General features: G+C 68.3%; 17 protein-coding genes and 1 tRNA gene. 8 read left to right on the top strand and 10 right to left on the bottom strand.

Annotated features, from left to right (window positions below):
* Window positions 1–279: 279 nt before the first annotated feature.
* The gene (locus tag AP428_RS10040; RefSeq protein WP_006478058.1) at window positions 280–1,311 is read right to left on the bottom strand and encodes a CDP-6-deoxy-delta-3,4-glucoseen reductase; all 1,032 of its coding nucleotides are present in this window, start codon (window positions 1,309–1,311) and stop codon (window positions 280–282) included.
* A 107-nt stretch (window positions 1,312–1,418) separates the two neighbouring features.
* Here AP428_RS10040 and AP428_RS10035 point away from each other — a divergent pair, with 107 nt between their 5' ends.
* Complete coding sequence (locus AP428_RS10035; protein WP_011546001.1) at window positions 1,419–2,456, top strand: NAD-dependent epimerase/dehydratase family protein; 1,038 nt, start codon at window positions 1,419–1,421, stop codon at window positions 2,454–2,456.
* Here AP428_RS10035 and AP428_RS10030 read toward each other — a convergent pair.
* Window positions 2,439–2,627: a hypothetical protein gene (locus AP428_RS10030; protein ID WP_011546000.1), complete on the bottom strand. Its 189-nt coding sequence runs from the start codon at window positions 2,625–2,627 to the stop codon at window positions 2,439–2,441. The two genes, AP428_RS10035 and AP428_RS10030, sit on opposite strands and share 18 nt — an antisense overlap.
* A 106-nt stretch (window positions 2,628–2,733) precedes the next feature.
* The gene (locus AP428_RS10025) at window positions 2,734–3,450 is read right to left on the bottom strand and encodes a 16S rRNA pseudouridine(516) synthase (RefSeq protein WP_011545999.1); all 717 of its coding nucleotides are present in this window, start codon (window positions 3,448–3,450) and stop codon (window positions 2,734–2,736) included.
* A 114-nt stretch (window positions 3,451–3,564) separates the two neighbouring features.
* Here AP428_RS10025 and copC point away from each other — a divergent pair, with 114 nt between their 5' ends.
* The 4 genes from copC (at window position 3,565) to AP428_RS10005 (ending at window position 6,552) form a co-directional block, all read left to right on the top strand.
* Window positions 3,565–3,939, top strand: coding sequence for a copper homeostasis periplasmic binding protein CopC (gene copC / locus AP428_RS10020; RefSeq protein ID WP_011545998.1), 375 nt, complete (start codon window positions 3,565–3,567; stop codon window positions 3,937–3,939).
* A gap of 65 nt (window positions 3,940–4,004) precedes the next feature.
* A complete protein-coding gene (locus AP428_RS10015; protein WP_011545997.1) occupies window positions 4,005–4,505 on the top strand; it encodes a DinB family protein in 501 nt (166 codons plus the stop codon).
* Window positions 4,506–4,682: 177 nt separating this feature from the next.
* Window positions 4,683–5,456: an SDR family oxidoreductase gene (locus AP428_RS10010; RefSeq protein ID WP_011545996.1), complete on the top strand. Its 774-nt coding sequence runs from the start codon at window positions 4,683–4,685 to the stop codon at window positions 5,454–5,456.
* A 166-nt stretch (window positions 5,457–5,622) separates the two neighbouring features.
* Window positions 5,623–6,552 carry a LysR family transcriptional regulator gene (locus AP428_RS10005; protein WP_011694365.1) on the top strand — a complete coding sequence of 310 codons (930 nt, stop codon included), beginning with the start codon at window positions 5,623–5,625 and terminating at the stop codon, window positions 6,550–6,552.
* 98 nt (window positions 6,553–6,650) lie between these two features.
* Here the strand turns inward: AP428_RS10005 and AP428_RS10000 are convergent, their stop codons facing one another.
* Window positions 6,651–7,538: a LysR substrate-binding domain-containing protein gene (locus tag AP428_RS10000; RefSeq protein WP_041489238.1), complete on the bottom strand. Its 888-nt coding sequence runs from the start codon at window positions 7,536–7,538 to the stop codon at window positions 6,651–6,653.
* A 106-nt stretch (window positions 7,539–7,644) separates the two neighbouring features.
* Between AP428_RS10000 and AP428_RS09995 the strand changes: the two genes are divergently transcribed.
* On the top strand, window positions 7,645–8,535 hold the full coding sequence (locus AP428_RS09995) for an alpha/beta fold hydrolase (protein WP_011545993.1): 891 nt from the start codon (window positions 7,645–7,647) through the stop codon (window positions 8,533–8,535).
* A 31-nt stretch (window positions 8,536–8,566) separates the two neighbouring features.
* Here AP428_RS09995 and AP428_RS09990 read toward each other — a convergent pair whose 3' ends face one another.
* Both AP428_RS09990 and AP428_RS09985 read right to left on the bottom strand, forming a co-directional pair.
* Window positions 8,567–9,466, bottom strand: a complete 900-nt coding sequence (locus AP428_RS09990; RefSeq protein ID WP_011545992.1) for an SDR family oxidoreductase — start codon at window positions 9,464–9,466, stop codon at window positions 8,567–8,569.
* A gap of 43 nt (window positions 9,467–9,509) precedes the next feature.
* Entirely contained in the window at window positions 9,510–10,247 is a 738-nt protein-coding gene (locus AP428_RS09985; RefSeq protein ID WP_011545991.1) for an SDR family oxidoreductase, read from the bottom strand.
* Between the two features lie 120 nt (window positions 10,248–10,367).
* On the opposite strand from AP428_RS09985, the gene AP428_RS09980 reads away from it, so the two are divergent.
* Entirely contained in the window at window positions 10,368–11,270 is a 903-nt protein-coding gene (locus AP428_RS09980; RefSeq protein ID WP_011545990.1) for a LysR family transcriptional regulator, read from the top strand.
* Window positions 11,271–11,298: 28 nt separating this feature from the next.
* On the opposite strand, the gene AP428_RS37145 is transcribed toward AP428_RS09980, so the two are convergent.
* The 4 genes from AP428_RS37145 to AP428_RS09965 all read right to left on the bottom strand — a co-directional run bounded on the left by AP428_RS37145 (window position 11,299) and on the right by AP428_RS09965 (window position 14,005).
* Window positions 11,299–11,454 carry a hypothetical protein gene (locus AP428_RS37145; protein WP_166488150.1) on the bottom strand — a complete coding sequence of 52 codons (156 nt, stop codon included), beginning with the start codon at window positions 11,452–11,454 and terminating at the stop codon, window positions 11,299–11,301.
* Between the two features lie 167 nt (window positions 11,455–11,621).
* Window positions 11,622–11,706, bottom strand: a tRNA-Leu gene (locus AP428_RS09975).
* Window positions 11,707–11,808: 102 nt separating this feature from the next.
* Window positions 11,809–12,993: an ABC transporter substrate-binding protein gene (locus AP428_RS09970; RefSeq protein ID WP_011545989.1), complete on the bottom strand. Its 1,185-nt coding sequence runs from the start codon at window positions 12,991–12,993 to the stop codon at window positions 11,809–11,811.
* 70 nt (window positions 12,994–13,063) lie between these two features.
* Window positions 13,064–14,005 (bottom strand): CysB family HTH-type transcriptional regulator, encoded by a 942-nt coding sequence (locus AP428_RS09965; protein WP_006478072.1) that lies wholly within the window; start codon window positions 14,003–14,005, stop codon window positions 13,064–13,066.
* Between the two features lie 214 nt (window positions 14,006–14,219).
* Between AP428_RS09965 and AP428_RS09960 the strand changes: the two genes are divergently transcribed.
* The gene (locus AP428_RS09960) at window positions 14,220–15,899 is read left to right on the top strand and encodes a nitrite/sulfite reductase (protein WP_011545988.1); all 1,680 of its coding nucleotides are present in this window, start codon (window positions 14,220–14,222) and stop codon (window positions 15,897–15,899) included.
* Window positions 15,900–15,902: the final 3 nt, after the last annotated feature.

Raw genomic sequence — 15,902 nt, 5'->3', positions numbered from 1 at the left:
AGCGGGCGTTGAAAGGGAAACGGGCAATAAAAAAGCCACGGAAGGCCGTGGCTGGTGGGTCGAACAGCTTGTGCGTAACCGGTGAAGCGGAGGAGGGTTACGCGCGAGTCCGTGACGAGCCGGCGGCATCCGGGCGGAGCGGCGAGCGGCGACGTCGGAAAGCGGACAGGAAGCGGTTCATGTGCGCAAGCATAAGGCATCCCGCGCCCCACTGTAAACCGCCGCGATGCCACGGATGTGACACGGCGGCGCGCAGCGGGGGCGCGCCGCGCCCGGTGCTCAGACCGGATGCGCGAGATCGGCGGCGCTCGTGAACGAGTCCGCGTAGAACTCGTCGGCCGGCAGCGCGTGGTGCTGCGTGAAGTCGCGCTGCGCGGATTCGACCATCACCGGCGCGCCGCACGCGTACACCTGGTGGCCCGACAGATCGGGCAGATCCTCGATCACCGCGCGATGGACGAAGCCGGTGCGGCCCGTCCACTGGTCGGCGTCGTCCGGCTCGGAGAGCACCGGTACGTACTTGAAGTTCGGGATCTCGCGCGCCCACTGCTCGGCGAGTTCGGCGAGGTAGATGTCCTTCTTGCGGCGCGCGCCCCAGTAGAGCGTCATCGGGCGGGTGATGCCCGAATGCTTCACGTGCTCGATGATCGCCTTGATCGGCGCGAAGCCGGTGCCCGACGCGAGCAGCACGATCGGCTTGTCGGAATCCTCGCGCAGGAAGAACGTGCCGAGCGGGCCTTCGAAGCGCAGGATGTCGCGCTCCTTCATCGCACCGAACACGTGGTCGGTGAACTTGCCGCCCGGCATGTGGCGGATGTGCAGTTCGATCGGGCCTTCCTCGTGCGGCGCGTTCGCCATCGAGTAGCTGCGGCGCGAGCCGTCCTTCAGGATGAATTCGACGTACTGGCCCGCGAGGTACTGCAGGCGCTCGTTCGCGGGCAACTGCAGCTTCACGACCATCACGTCGTCGGCCTTGCGTTCGAGCGCGGCGATCCGGCACGGCAGCTTCTTCACCTGCACGCCGTCGACGCCGGCGATCTCGCGCACGTCGATCTCGAGGTCGCATTGCGCCTTCGAGCAGCACAGCAGCGCGAGGCCGCGCGTGCGTTCGTCGTTGGACAGCGCCGACGCGGCATGCGGGCCCTGTTCGATCTGGCCCGATACGATCTGGCCCTTGCACGAGCCGCACGCGCCGTTCTTGCAGCCGTACGGCAGATGGACGTTCTGGCGCAGCGCGGCCGCCAGCACGGTTTCGTCCGACTCGACCTGGAATTGCCGGCCGCTTTGCTTGAGAGTGACGTTGAATGCCATAGAACCAAACTAGAACAAAATGGGGGGACCGTGCATGTCGCGCACGGCAGCTACAATGCAAAGCCGTTGCGCGTCGCGCAACGGCGGCTACTGATTTCGCAACCAACATGATCGCGACACGAATCCTGCGCCGGCCGCGCGTACTGATCGTCGGCTGCGGCGACGTCGGCATGCGCTGCGTCGCGCAATGGCGTAACGCGCGCCCCGACCTGCGTATCCTCGCGCTGACGAGCCATCCGGCTCGCCGCGACGAACTGCGCGCCGCGGGCGCGACGCCGATCGTCGGCGACCTCGATCGCCGGGCGGCGCTCGGCCGTCTCGCGGGCCTCGCCCGCACGATCCTGCATCTCGCGCCGCCGCCATCCGACGGCCGTGACGACCGGCGCACGCGTGCGCTGATCGCCGCAACGTCCATGCCCGCGCGTCGGCCGGCGGCACCGCCGGCCCCGGCGGTCGGCCGGCTCCGAACGCTGCGCACCGCGGCGCGACAGGCCGGCGCGCCCGTTCGGGCAGCGCGTATTGTACCCGAGGGCCTTCGCGCGCCGACGCTCGTCTATGCCAGTACGACGGGCGTCTACGGCGACTGCGGCGGCGCGCGCATCGACGAAACGCACCCGCTGCGCCCCGCGAATCCGCGCGCGTTCCGGCGCGTGTCGGCCGAGCGGCAACTGCGTGCGGCGACGGTGCGCGGCGTGCTGTCCGCACGCATCGTGCGCATCCCCGGCATCTACGCGGCGAACCGCCTGCCGGTCGCGCGGCTCGAGCGCGGCACGCCGGCGCTCGAGCCGGCCGACGACGTCTACACGAACCACATCCATGCGGACGATCTCGCGGCGATCCTGCGCCGGGCGGCCGAGCAGGGCAAGCCGGCGCGCGTCGTGCACGCGTCGGACGACACCGAATGGCGGATGGGAGAGTATTTCGACCGGGTCGCGCAGGTGCTCGGCCTGCCGAAGCCGCCGCGCGTGAGCCGCGCGGACGCCGAGCGCCTGCTCGAGCCGACGCTGCTGTCGTTCATGCGCGAGTCGCGGCGCCTGTCCAACACACGGCTCAAGGCCGAATTGTGCGTGACGTTGCGCTATCCGACCGTAGACGATTTCCTTCAAACGCTCGCGCCGGCCAGCGCGTCAGGTGAGCGCCGGTAACGCCTCGATCAGCAGGAAGCACAGCAGCGCACCGATCAGCGCGCCGATCAGGTTCGGATGATATTTGTGCTTCAGATGCATCGTGGCCAGCAGGCCTCCGATCACGATGACACCGATGACCGCGAACGCGATCATCACCGACGACAGTTCGAAAGAATGGTTGATGTTCATGATGCCTCCCCCTGCATCGCTGCTCTTGCAGCTTGTGATTTCAGTATAGCGGGGGAACCTGCGGCCGAGACGCGGCCAGGCACCGAACGGTCGTGCGGATTTTCCCTTACAGGGTTTTGACGGAATTGCGCAGCGCGGCAAGGTCGGCTTCGTCGAGCCATCGCCATGCGCCGGGCGCGAGGTCGGCCGGCAGCGCGAACCCGCCGATGCTTTCGCGGTGCAGCAATTCGACGCGGTTACTCGCCGCGGCGACCATCCGCTTGACCTGGTGGTACTTGCCTTCGAGCACGGTCAGCGCGAGTGCATGCGTGTCGCGGGCGTCGGCGGCGACGGCCGCGATCGGCTTCGGTTCGCCATGCAGTTGCACGCCGGTGCGCAGCGCGTGCAGTTGCGTGTCGTCGAGCGGGTGGCGCACGGTCGCGACGTAGGTCTTCGGCACCTTGCGCTTCGGCGACGTGTACGCGTGCACGAACTGGCCGTCGTCGGACAGCAGCAGCAGGCCGGTCGTGTCCTGGTCGAGCCGGCCCACGCATTGCACGCCGCGCGCGACGAGCGGCGCGGGCAGCAGGCTGAACACGCTCGCATGGTGCTGCGGATCGCGCGAACACTCGTAGCCCGCCGGCTTGTTGAGTGCGAGGTACGCGCGTGCATGGAACGGCCACGCCGTATCGTCGACCGAGAACACGAGGCCGTCGGTGTCGAAGGTGGCGTCCGGGTCGGTCGCGGCGGCGCCCGCGACGGCGACGCGGCCCGCTTCGATCAGACCGCGGCACTGGCGGCGCGAGCCGAAGCCCTGGGTGTAGAGAATGCTTTCGAGATCCATAGCGCGCGCATTCTATCAAGCACCGGCGCATGGGCGGCATGAACGCGCCCGCGCTGGTAAGCTGCCGGGACGCCGCGCAGCGCGCGGCACCCGTTCATTCTTCACGGAAAGTCCATGCCTTTCGATTCATTCCCGTTCGGCCGCCACGCTGCCGCCGTCATCGCGGCCGCGACCGTTTCGTCGGCCGCGTTCGCGCATGCGCATCTCGCGAAGAGCGACCCGGCGGCGGGCGCGGCGCTGGCCGCCGCACCGGCGGCCGTCACGATCGACTTCACCGAGCCGCTGGAGCCGGCATTCAGCTCGATCGTCGTCGTCGACGGCGACGGCAAGACGGTGTCGAACGACCGCGCGCGCATCGACGCGTCGAACCGCAAGCGGATGACGGTGCCGCTCACGGCGCTCGGCACCGGCGCGTATACGGTGAAGTGGGTGGCCGTCGCGACCGACGGGCATCGCACGCAGGGCGCGTACGGCTTCAGCGTGAAGTGACGCAACGGCGGCGGCAGGCCCGTGCCAGGGTTGCCGCCCGCCTTTATCCGACAGGAGGCTCCCGCATGAATCCGACGACGCTCGACGCACTCGCGGATTTCCCTCGTCAGCTCGAAGCGCATTTCGCGGCCGTGCCCGACGGCTATGCGCGCTGGACACCCGACGACTGGGCCGGCATGCCGAGCGAGCATTTCTCGCCGCTCGGGCAGCTCTGCCATGTGCGCGACATCGAGATCGACGGCTATCACGTGCGGCTGCGGCGCATGCTCGACGAAGACCACCCGCTGCTCGTGTCGATCGACGGCGACGCGCTCGCGATCGAGCGGCGCTACGACGACGCGTATGCGTCCGACGTGCTTGCGGCGATCCGCGACGCACGACGCGAAACGCTGGAATGGCTGTCGCGCCTCACGCCCGCACAGTTCGAGCGTACCGGCGAGTTCGACGGCTACGGTTCGCTGACCGTGCGCGGGCTCGTCCATTACCTGTGCAGCCACGACCAGCAGCATCTGGCCGGCATGCAGTGGCTGCTCGGCAAGATCGACGCGGCGCTGTACGCGCGCTGACCTGGCCCGCGGCCGCGCTCGGCTTCAGAATCCGGTGTCGCCGTCGGTGCGGCAGACCACCTTGTGCCGCTTTGATTGGATCGGTTTTCTGGATAATCCATCCAGCCGCGGCCGGCTGACCGGCGCGTCGCGCATGCCTACACTCCTAGCTTCGTTCAACGAAAAAAGGAGTCAACCGTGGCAACTCATACGCTCGCAGACAAGGTCGTCCTGATCGCAGGCGGCGCAAAGAACCTCGGCGGCCTGATCGCCCGGGACCTGGCGGGCCACGGCGCGAAGGCGGTGGCGATTCACTACAACAGCGCGGCGTCGCAGGCGCAGGCCGAGGAGACGGCTGCCGCGGTGCGCGCGGCCGGCGCGGAGGCCGCGACGTTCCAGGCGGACCTGACGACGGCCGCCGCGGTCGAGAGGCTGTTCGACGACGCGAAGCAGCGCTTCGGCAAGATCGACATCGCGATCAACACGGTCGGCAAGGTGCTGAAGAAGCCGTTCACCGAGATCAGCGAGGCCGAATACGACGAGATGTTCGCGGTCAACAGCAAGTCGGCGTTCTTCTTCATCAAGGAAGCCGGCCGGCATCTCGAGGATCACGGCAAGCTCGTCACGCTCGTGACGTCGCTGCTCGGCGCGTTCACGCCGTTCTACGCGGCGTACGAGGGATCGAAGGCGCCGGTCGAGCACTTCACGCGCGCGGCGTCGAAGGAGTACGGCGCCCGCGGGATCTCGGTGACGGCCGTCGGGCCGGGCCCGATGGACACGCCGTTCTTCTATCCGGCCGAAGGCGCCGATGCGGTCGCGTATCACAAGACGGCCGCCGCGCTGTCGCCGTTCAGCAAGACGGGGCTGACCGACATCGAGGACGTCGTGCCGTTCATCCGCCATCTGGTGACCGACGGCTGGTGGATCACCGGCCAGACGATCCTGATCAACGGCGGCTATACGACCAAGTAACCGGGGCGCTTGCCGGCCGCGCGGCGCACCGCACTGGCGCGTTTGCGTGGACAATGGACGGGCGCGCGACCACGAGGCCGCGCGCCCGTTTTCTCTGTGCCGCCGAAGCCGGCCGCGATGCGCGGCGGCCGGCGGCGACCGTCGTTCGAACCCGGGTTTCCCGCCGATGGACAAGCTGGATCAGGTCAGGATCTTCCTGCAGGTTGCCGAGATGGGCAGCTTCATCAAGGCCGCGCATGCGCTCGACGTGCCGCGCGCGACCGTGTCGGCGGCCGTCCAGCAGCTCGAGACGGCGCTCGGCACGCGTCTGTTGCACCGCACGACCCGCCAGGTGCAGCTGACCGCCGACGGCGCGCTGCTGCTCGAGCGCGGCCGGCGCCTGCTCGCGGAGGCCGACGAACTCGACCGCCTGTTTCGGCGCCGCGACCGTGACGTGGTCGGGCGGCTGAACGTCGACGTGCCGAGCCGGATCGCGCGCCGCGTCGTGGCGCCCGCGCTGCCGTCGCTGTTTCGCCGCCACCCGAAGCTGCAACTGTCGCTCGGCTCGACGGACCGCTCGATCGACCTCGTGCAGGAGGGCGTCGATTGCGCGATCCGCGTTGGGCGGCTCGCGGACAGCAGCCTCGTCGTGCGGCCGCTCGGGCAGTTCACGCTGATCAACTGCGCGAGCCCCGACTATCTGCGCGAGTGCGGCGTACCCGAGCATCCGGACGCGCTCGCGCACGGGCACTGGGCGATCGGCTATGCGTCGCCGACGACCGGGCGCGAGCTCGGCTGGGAATACTGCGCGGACGGGCAGCGGCACACGCTGACACTGCCGAGCCGCGTGATCGTCAACAACGCCGAAACCTATATCGCCGGCTGCATCGCCGGAATGGGCTTGATCCAGATTCCGCGCTTCGACGTCGAGCATCTGCTCGCAAGCGGCGCGCTCGTCGACGTGATGCCCGGCCACCGCGCCGAGCCGATGGACGTATCGGCCGTGTATCCGCACCGCCGGCATCGCTCGCGCCGGCTCAACGCGTTCATCGAGTGGTTCGGCGCGTTGATGGCGGATGCGTTGAACGACGCGGGCGCGCGCGGCAGCGGCGACTGACGGCGGCATCGTGCCGGTATCCAGTGGGCAGGCCTGCTGCTCGCCGGCCGATCGGCTCCGGTGCGAGGCGGCCCGTGCGACGAGCGCACAGCGCGTGTTCAGGCGGCGAACTGCCGCGTGCGCCCGGTGGCCCGCACCGCGTCGATCAGCGCGGCGCCGGCGCCTGAGGGTTTCGACGCGAATGCGTAAAAGCGTGCGGCCGGCAGCGCCGGCAGGCCGTCGTGCGGCCCGCATTCCCGCAAGCCGTCGCGCAATTGGCTGCGTGCGAGTGCCGTGACCGCGAAGCCGGCGAGCGCGGCCGACATGCAGCCGGCCATGCTCGCGCTTTCGAACAGCACGCGAAACGGCCGCAGCGCCGCGGCGAGCGCGGACACCGCGGCTTCCCGGTACACGCACGGTTCCGGAAACAGCGCGAGCGGCACGCCTTCCTCGGCGTCGAGCGCCGTATCGGCCGCGAAGGCCCAGACGAGCGGCTCTTCCCACAGCAGTTCGCCAGGCGTGTCGACCTGTCGGCATTGCTTGCCGAACACGACGTCGAGCCGGCCGAACGTCTGCTCCCGCAGCAGCGATGCGGTGATGCCGACCTTCAGTTCGATCGATGCGCGCGGATGGCGGTCGCGGAAGGTGCGCAGCACCTGCGGCAGCCACGTGCCCGCGAAATCCTCCGACGCGCCGATCCGCAGCGGCCCGTGCGCCGGCGCGCCGCGCAGCCGTGCCCGCACCTCGCGTTCCATGTCGACGATGTTGCGCGCGTACGCGTACAGCGTGTCGCCGGCCGGCGTGAGCGCGATCCGGCGGGTGGTGCGCGCCAGCAGCACGGTGCCGGCCGCCTGTTCGAGCCGCTTGATGTGGCCGCTCACCGCGGACGGCGTCAGCGCGAGGCGTTCCGCGGCCGGCGCGAACCCGCGGCGGTCGACGACCTCGAGAAAGGTGCGCAGCAGCGCGATGTCGAGCGTGGTCGACGCGGGGTCGGTCGGCGGTTGCATGGATCGATTCAACGCAAGAATTGAAGAATGAATCATGATACTCCGTGAATTGTGATGAAAGACCGACCTACCATCGTAGGTTCACGGTGACTTCACGGAGTACACGATGACGACCTATGCGCATGCGACGACCGCGTCGCTCGACATTGCCTATCTCGAATGGAATCCGCGCGGCGAACGCGTGGCCGTGCTGCTGCACGGCTGGCCGGACAGCCCGGTCGGCTGGGAGGCGGTGGCATCGGCGCTCGCCGCACGCGGCTACCGCGTGCTCGCCCCTGCGTTGCGCGGCTTCGCGCCGACGCGCTTTCGTGACGCGTCCGTGCCGCGCAGCGGCCAGCTCGCCGCGCTCGGGCGCGACCTGCTCGAATTCGTCGATGTGCTCGGTATCGAGCGGCCCGTGCTGGTCGGACACGACTGGGGCGCCCGCGCGGCCGCGAACGCATGCGGGCTACGCGACGGTGTTGCCTCGCAGCTCGTGATGCTGTCGGTCGGCTACGGCACCAACGATCCCGCCCAGCCGCTGTCGCTGCAGCAGGCGCGCAACTACTGGTATCACTGGTTCATGGCGACGCCGCGCGGCGAGCAGGCGCTGCGCGACGACCGCCGCGCGTTCGCGCGCCTGATGTGGGATACGTGGTCGCCGCCGGGCTGGTATCGCGACAGCGATTTCGACGCGGCGGCCGCCGCGTTCGACGGACCCGACTGGATCGACGTCGTGCTGCATTCGTACCGGCAGCGCTGGGGCTTCGCGCCAGGCACGCCGGCTTATGCCGACGACGACGCGCGGCTGAACCCGGCGCCCGTGCTGACGGTACCGACGCTCGTGCTGCACGGCGGCGCGGACACCTGCAATCATCCGGACAGCTCGGTCGGGCGCGAGCGGTTCTTCGCCGGGCGCTACGAGCGGCAGGTGCTCGACGGCATCGGGCACTTCCCGCAGCGCGAATCCGCGACGGCGGTCGCTGACGCGATTCTCGGCTTCTGCGAGCGGGATTGACGCGCGCCGGCCGGCCCGGCGCGCGAAGAAATCAGCCGTCGACACGCGGCGCGAGCAGATCGGCGAGCCCGATGTTCCGGAACATCTCGCGGCGGATGCGATCGCCGACACGGAACACTTCCTCGGCGCCGTCCTGCGACGGGTCGACGAACACGCGGTAGGGGCGCTTGCCGGCCGGCGCCGCGACGAGCTCGGCAATCGCCGTGGCGACGGCGCCGGCGTCGGCGTCCGCCGGTTCGAGCGCGGCGAGGCCCGTCAACGCCTGATCGGCGACGCCCGCGTACGGCCCGCTGTCGTACGCAGCCTGCACGGCGGTATCGGCCGGCTTGCCCGCATGGAGGAAGTGATTCGTGCCTCGGGTGAACGCGCCCGGCACGACGATCGACGTTTCGATGCCCCAGCGGGCGAGTTCGGCGGCGTAGGACACCGCGAGCGAGTCCATCGCGGCTTTCGCGGCGAAGTAGGGGGCGAGGAACGGCGGGGTGCCGCCGCGCGCCGACGAGGACGACACCCACACGAGCAGGCCGCGGCCCTGGCGGCGCAGGTGCGGCAGCGCCGCGCGGTTCACGCGCTGGGTCGACACGACGTTGACGTCGTAGAGCTGCGCAAGCTGCTCCGGCGTGAAGGCTTCGGCCGGCCCGAACACCATGTGGCCGGCGTTGTGGACGACGACGTCCAGACGGCCGTTGTCGGTGATCACGCGCTCGATGGCGGCGTCGACCGATGCGTCGTCGCCGACGTCGAGTTCGAGGCTGCGCAGGTCGACGCCGTGTTCCTGCGCATAGGCCGCGACGGCGGCGGCGCGCGGCGCGTTGCGCCCGGCGCGCTCGCGCATCGATGCATAGACCGTGTGACCGGCGCGCGCGAGCGCCTGGACCGTCAGCAAGCCGAAGCCGCTGGACGCGCCGGTGACGAGGACGACTTCCTTCATGAGCGATCTCCTGGCAGAAAGATGAGGTGGCGGCGAGGGGGCGTCAGCACATGCCGCCGTTGGCGCGCAGGATCTGGCCGTTGATCCACGCGCCGTTCGGGCCGGCGAGGAACGCGACGACGCGCGCGATGTCGTCGGGCTGGCCGAGCCGCTCGAGCGGGTTCAGCTTCGCGAGCCGCTCGACGAGTTCCGGGCTCTTGCCCTGCAGGAACAGCTCGGTCGCGACCGGCCCGGGCGCGACGGCATTCACGCGGATGCCGCGCCCGCGCATTTCCTGCGCAAGCACCTGCGTGAGGCTTTCGACCGCCGCCTTGCTGGCGACGTACACGCCGTAAGTCGGCATGCGCATGCCGATCACGCTGGTCGACAGGTTGATGATGCATCCGCCGTCGCGCACCCGCCTGGCCGCTTCGCGGCAGACGTTGAAGGTGCCTTTCACGTTGATGGCGAGCGTTTCGTCGAACAGCGCATCGTCGCAGTCGGCGATGGTCGCGAGCTTCATCACGCCCGCGGAATTGACCACCACATCCAGACCGCCGAATGCGTGTTGCGCGGCGTCGAACAGCGCGGCCACGGCCGCCGGGTCGGCGACGTTCGCCTGCACCGCGATCGCATGGCCGCCGTCGGCGACGATCGCGTCGACCACTTCGCGGGCCGGGCCGGCGCTCCCGGCATAGTTGACGACGACCCGGAAGCCGTCCCGGGCGAGTTGGCGGGCGATTTCCGCGCCGATGCCGCGCGACGAACCCGTGACGACGGCGACCTGTTCCGATGTGCTCATGTCCTGCTCCTGATGACTGGATGAATGCCGTTCGATCCGGCGACAGGACAACTGTAGGCTTCCGCGATCAATAAAAATAATGAATAATGATCAGTCGATGAATGACTGAAAGTATGTCTCATGGGATTCGACAGCAGGCTGCTCAGCGGTATCGGTGTGCTCTCCGCGGTGATAGAGGCCGGCACCTTCGCGCGGGCGGGCGAGGCGATGGGGCTGACTCAACCGGCGGTGAGCCGCGCCGTTGCCCGGCTGGAAGAGCGGGTCGGCATCCGGATCTTCAACCGGACGGCCCGCGCGATCACGTTGACCGACGAAGGGCGACGCTTTTACGAGGCGGTCGCGCCGCTGCTGGCCGGCATCGAGGAGGCGGCGCTCGACGCCGGCCAGTCGAAGGCGCGCGTGAGGGGGCGGCTGCGGGTCAACGTGGACGGCACGTTCGGCCACTACGTGCTGGCGCCGCGGATGGCGGAATTTCTCGACCGCTTTCCCGATCTGTCGGTCGAGATCAGCGTGCGGGACCGGATGGGCGACCTCGTCGCCGACGGTTTCGACGTGGCCGTGCGCTTCGGTATCCCGGAGCCGTCGTCATATCGGGCGCGACTGCTGCTCGAGACGCGTGTGCTGACCTGCGCATCGGCGGCCTACGTCGCGCGTCATGGCGAACCGCGTCATCCGCGCGATCTCGCGGACGGGCATCGTTGCGTGCTGATCCGCGATCCGGTGACGGGGCGACCGTACGAATGGGAGTTTCATCGCGGCAAGGAAGTGGTGCCGGTCGACGTCGCCGGCAGGTTGACCGTCAACGATACGGGCGGGCTGCTCGGCGCTTGCCTGGGCGGTGTCGGCATCGCGCAACTGCTGGAGCTCTATGCGCGGGAGATCCTCGCCGACGGGCGGTTGGCGCAGTTGTTGCCCGAGTGGGCCGACGAGACTTTTCCGCTTTATGCGTATCACCACGCGTCGAATCTCGTTTCGGCCAAGGTTAGGGTGTTTCTCGACTTCGTCCGCGAGTTGATGGCCTGAGTCTGCCGAGCGAACGGCGGCCGTCGGGTCATTCGGTGCGATGCGGAATGTTGTCCGGGAACGGATAGGGCGCATGCGGGCCGGGCCAGTCGGGTACGGGCGGCGCGCTCAGCACGTCGCACCCGCCGAGCACGAGCGCCAGCACGCCGCGGCAGGTCCGGCATGCAATCGCGCGCATGGACATGGGCGGCCTCCATGGTCGGCATTCCCTGATGCTTGGACTACCGGAGCGGGCCACCTGTTGCGGCGAATGCGGGCGCAACAACAAAAAACCCGCGAAGCGGCGAGCTTGCGCGGGTTTCGACAGTGGCAGCGCTTTCGACAGTGGCAGCGCATAACGCTGCGAAATTCTGGTGCCCAGGGCCGGAATCGAACCGGCACGCCTTGCGGCGGGGGATTTTGAGTCCCCTGCGTCTACCAATTTCACCACCTGGGCTTGATCCTGGCCGCGCGCCCGATGCAGATTGTGCGCGGCGAAACGCGAATTATGGCGGAAAACCGGGCACCGGGCAAGCAGCCCGGCGACCGGCTGCTTCTGCTACTGGCTCAGGTACACGAACCGGCCCTGCTTCACGATCCCCATCACGCTCGCGCGCTGGTCGAGCCCCACGTGATCCTTGTCGCTGGTATTGACGACGCCGTTCGGCACGACGAGCTCGTGCGCGCGTTCGAGCTCGCGGCGCAGCGCCGCGCGGAACGCGGGCGTGCCGGGTTGCGCCGCTTTCAGCGCGCGGCCGACCGCATCGGCGAGGCGCGGGTACACGCCCGCCGCATCGCCCGCGAACTGCGTGACCGTGCCGGCGCCGTATTTCGCCTCGTACGCGTCGACGAACGCGAGCGCGGCCTGGCGGGCCGGGTGGTCGGCCGGCAGCGTGCGGGCGACGACCACCGGCTGGGTCGGAAACAGCGTCCCGTCCACGTCCTTGCCGCCGAGCTTGATGAATTCCGGCGTCGCGATCCCGTGCGTCTGGTAGATCGGGCCCTTGTAGCCGCGCTCGATCAGCGTGCGCTGCGGCAGCACGGTCGGCGTACCGGCGCCCGCGATCAGGATCGCGTCCGGCTTCGCCGCGATCAGTTTCAGCGCCTGGCCGGTGACGCTCGCGTCGGTGCGGTTGAAGCGCTCGGTCGCGATCACGCGGATCTTGCGCAGGTCCGCGAAGCGCGTGAATTCGTTGAGCCAGCTGTCGCCGTAGCTGTCCGCGAAGCCGATGAAGCCGACCGTCTTCACGCCGTGGTTGGCCATGTAGCGGGTCATCACGTCGGCCATCGCGCGGTCGCTCTGCGCCATCTTGAATGCCCAGGTCCGCGCGCCCTCCTGCGGCTCGACGATCGAGCCCGAGCCGACCAGCGTGATCATCGGCGTCTGCGCGGCCGCCACTGCGTCGAGCGCCGCGAGCGCGGCCGGCGTGATGTTCGGGCCGACCACGACGTCGACGTGATCCTCGTCGACCAGCTTGCGGATGTTGCGTACCGCCGCGCCCGGGTCGGACGCGTCGTCGAGCACCGTGACCTGCACGGGTTGCCCGGCGATCGTCTTCGGCCACATCAGGATCGCGTTCTTGCTCGTGATGCCGATCGCGGCGGCCGGGCCGGTCGACGACAGGTCGACGCCGACCTTCAGGTCGGCATGCGCGGCCGCGCAGGCCAGCACGAGGGCGGCGCCGGCGGCGCGGCGGGTGCGGCGCAACAGGGTGGGACGTCGCAACAGGGCGGGAAGCGTCATGCGGGAATCTCCATCTCCGTCGGGCAACGAAAAGGGGCGCAATGTGCGCCCCCGTGTTCATACCTGTCCGTCAAAGCTCGTACGATTCGGCTTCGCCCTTGAGCGCCTGCTCGATCAGCTTGCGGTTCAGCGTGGGCGACAGCAGTTCGACCAGCGTATACACATAGCTGCGCAGGTAGGCGCCCTGCTTGAGCGCGACGCGCGTCACGTTGCTGCCGAACAGGTGGCCGACCGGGATCAGCCGCAGGCCGCGATCGCGCTCGGGATTGAACGCAATGTCGGCCATGATGCCGACGCCGAGGCCGAGTTCGACATAGGTCTTGATCACGTCGGCGTCGATCGCCTCGAGCACGATGTCCGGCGACAGCCCGCGCAGCGCGAACGCATGGTTGATCTTCTTGCGGCCGGCGAACGCATCGTCGTAGGTGATCAGCGGGTATTGAGCGAGATCGTCGAGCGTGACCGGCTTGCGTTCGAGCAGCGGGTGGTCGGCCGGCACGACGGCCGCGTGATGCCACTGGAAGCAGGGCAGCGACACGAGCTCCTTGTAGTCGGAGATCGCCTCGGTCGCGATCGCGAGATCGGCCTGGTCGTGGATCACCATCTCGGCCACCTGCGTCGGACTGCCTTGCAGGATCGACAGGTGCACCTTCGGGAAGCGCTTCTTGAACTCGGCGATCGCGGCCGGCAGCGAGTAGCGGGCCTGCGTGTGGGTCGCCGCGATGGTCAGGTTGCCCTGGTCCTGCGCTGCATAATCCTTCCCGACCCTTTTAAGGCTTTCCACTTCCTGGAGAATCCGCTCGACCGACGCGAGGATGATCCGGCCCGGCTCGGTGAGTGAGCGCACGCGCTTGCCGTGCCGCGTGAAGATCTCGACGCCCAGCTCGTCCTCGAGCTCGATGATCGCCTTCGATACCCCCGGTTGCGACGTGTAGAGCGCCTTGGCGGCCTCGGTGAGGTTGAAATTCTGCCGGACGGCCTCGCGCACGAAGCGAAATTGGTGCAGGTTCATTTATAACCCTTCCGCATATCAACAGAATTTTTTAGTCGTTTGAAATATAAGGCGAGTTTATTACGATTCACCGGAGTTTTTCAAATATGGATATCTGTTTTCGTCATTAGCAATCCAGCCGGCAGCGGTTGGCGGCGGTGACGACGGAACGGAGATTCGGGCGCGACGTGGCTAGGACGTCGCGCAGTCACCACGAAAACCCTGGGGTCCCCGAATGTATCAGTACGACCAATACGACCAGACGATCGTCGACGAGCGAGTCGCGCAGTACCGCGATCAGGTGCGCCGCCGGCTGTCGGGCGAGTTGAGCGAAGACGAATTCCGTCCGCTGCGTCTGCAGAACGGCCTGTACATGCAGCGCCACGCGTACATGCACCGCATCGCGATTCCGTACGGCAACCTGCGCAGCGACCAGCTCCGGATGCTGGCGCGCATCGCCCGCGAACACGACCGCGGCTACGGCCATTTCTCGACCCGCTCGAACATCCAGTTCAACTGGATCGAGCTGGAAGACACACCCGAAATCCTCGCGAAGCTCGCGTCGGTGCAGATGCATGGCATCCAGACGTCGGGCAACTGCATCCGCAACATCACGGCCGACCAGTTCGCCGGCGTCGCGCAGGACGAGGAGATCGATCCGCGTCCGTGGGCCGAGATCCTGCGCCAGTGGTCGACGTTCCACCCCGAATTCGCGTGGCTGCCGCGCAAGTTCAAGATCGCGGTGTCGGGCTCGAAGCGTGACCGCGCGGCCGTGCAGATCCACGACCTCGGCGTGTACCTGAAGAAGAACGCGCAGGGCGAGGTGGTCGCGAGCATCCTCGCGGGCGGCGGCCTCGGCCGTACGCCGATCGTCGGCGCGGTGATCAAGGAAGACCTGCCGTGGCAGCACCTGCTCACGTACTGCGAAGCCGTGCTGCGCGTGTACAACCGTTACGGCCGCCGCGACAACCTGTACAAGGCGCGCATCAAGATCCTCGTGAAGGCGCTGTCGCCGGCGAAGTTCGCGCAGCAGGTCGAGGAAGAATGGCAGCACCTGAAGGACGGCCCGTCGACGCTCACGCAGGCCGAAATCGACCGCGTGTCGCAGTACTTCCAGCCGCCCGTCTACGAGAAGCTGGCCGACACCGACGCGTCGTTCGAACAGCACCTGCTCGAGAACAAGGCGTTCGCGCGCTGGGTCGAGCGTAACGTCGCGCCGCACAAGGTGCCGGGCTATGCGGCCGTCACGCTGTCGCTGAAGGACCACCGCGTGGCCCCGGGCGACGCGACCGACGCGCAGATGGATCTGGTCGCCGACTGGGCGGACGCGTATTCGTTGGGCGAGCTGCGCGTGTCGCACGAGCAGAACCTGATTCTCGCGAACGTGAAGAAGCGCGACCTGTTCGCGCTGTGGGAAAAGGCGAAGGCGGCCGGTTTCGCGACGCCGAACGTCGGCCTGCTGACCGACATCATCGCGTGCCCGGGCGGCGACTTCTGCTCGCTCGCGAACGCGAAGTCGATCCCGATCGCGCTGGCGATCCAGCAGCGTTTCGACGATCTGGACTACGTGTACGACCTCGGCGACCTGTCGCTGAACATTTCCGGTTGCATGAACTCGTGCGGTCACCACCACGTCGGCAACATCGGCATCTTGGGCGTCGACAAGGACGGCGCCGAGTGGTACCAGGTGTCGCTCGGCGGCGAGCAGGGCACGGGCCGCAACGGCGCGCGTCTCGGCCGCGTGATCGGGCCGTCGTTCTCGGCGGAAGAAGTGCCCGACGTGATCGCGAAGCTGATCGATACGTTCGTCGAGGCGCGCATCGACGGCGAGCGCTTCATCGACACGTATGATCGCATCGGCATCGCGCCGTTCAAGGAGCGCGTGTATGCGGCGCGCCAGGCAGTGAACGCGTAATCA

Source organism: Burkholderia sp. E168m22 (assembly GCF_001319805.1).
GTDB lineage: Bacteria > Pseudomonadota > Gammaproteobacteria > Burkholderiales > Burkholderiaceae > Burkholderia > Burkholderia orbicola.
This window is presented reverse-complemented; position numbering and strand designations above follow the sequence as displayed.

Excerpts from the sequence above, each read along its gene's own strand:
- AP428_RS09995 (WP_011545993.1), top strand. The coding sequence starts at position 7,645 with ATGACGACCTATGCGCATGCGACGACCGCGTCGCTCGACATTGCCTAT.
- AP428_RS10040 (WP_006478058.1), bottom strand. The coding sequence starts at position 1,311 with ATGGCATTCAACGTCACTCTCAAGCAAAGCGGCCGGCAATTCCAGGTC.
- AP428_RS10035 (WP_011546001.1), top strand. The coding sequence starts at position 1,419 with ATGATCGCGACACGAATCCTGCGCCGGCCGCGCGTACTGATCGTCGGC.
- AP428_RS09965 (WP_006478072.1), bottom strand. The coding sequence starts at position 14,005 with ATGAACCTGCACCAATTTCGCTTCGTGCGCGAGGCCGTCCGGCAGAAT.
- AP428_RS10030 (WP_011546000.1), bottom strand. The coding sequence starts at position 2,627 with ATGAACATCAACCATTCTTTCGAACTGTCGTCGGTGATGATCGCGTTC.
- AP428_RS10000 (WP_041489238.1), bottom strand. The coding sequence starts at position 7,538 with ATGCAACCGCCGACCGACCCCGCGTCGACCACGCTCGACATCGCGCTG.
- AP428_RS37145 (WP_166488150.1), bottom strand. The coding sequence starts at position 11,454 with ATGTCCATGCGCGCGATTGCATGCCGGACCTGCCGCGGCGTGCTGGCG.
- AP428_RS09980 (WP_011545990.1), top strand. The coding sequence starts at position 10,368 with ATGGGATTCGACAGCAGGCTGCTCAGCGGTATCGGTGTGCTCTCCGCG.
- AP428_RS09990 (WP_011545992.1), bottom strand. The coding sequence starts at position 9,466 with ATGAAGGAAGTCGTCCTCGTCACCGGCGCGTCCAGCGGCTTCGGCTTG.
- AP428_RS09970 (WP_011545989.1), bottom strand. The coding sequence starts at position 12,993 with ATGACGCTTCCCGCCCTGTTGCGACGTCCCACCCTGTTGCGCCGCACC.
- copC (WP_011545998.1), top strand. The coding sequence starts at position 3,565 with ATGCCTTTCGATTCATTCCCGTTCGGCCGCCACGCTGCCGCCGTCATC.
- AP428_RS10015 (WP_011545997.1), top strand. The coding sequence starts at position 4,005 with ATGAATCCGACGACGCTCGACGCACTCGCGGATTTCCCTCGTCAGCTC.
- AP428_RS09985 (WP_011545991.1), bottom strand. The coding sequence starts at position 10,247 with ATGAGCACATCGGAACAGGTCGCCGTCGTCACGGGTTCGTCGCGCGGC.
- AP428_RS10025 (WP_011545999.1), bottom strand. The coding sequence starts at position 3,450 with ATGGATCTCGAAAGCATTCTCTACACCCAGGGCTTCGGCTCGCGCCGC.
- AP428_RS09960 (WP_011545988.1), top strand. The coding sequence starts at position 14,220 with ATGTATCAGTACGACCAATACGACCAGACGATCGTCGACGAGCGAGTC.
- AP428_RS10005 (WP_011694365.1), top strand. The coding sequence starts at position 5,623 with ATGGACAAGCTGGATCAGGTCAGGATCTTCCTGCAGGTTGCCGAGATG.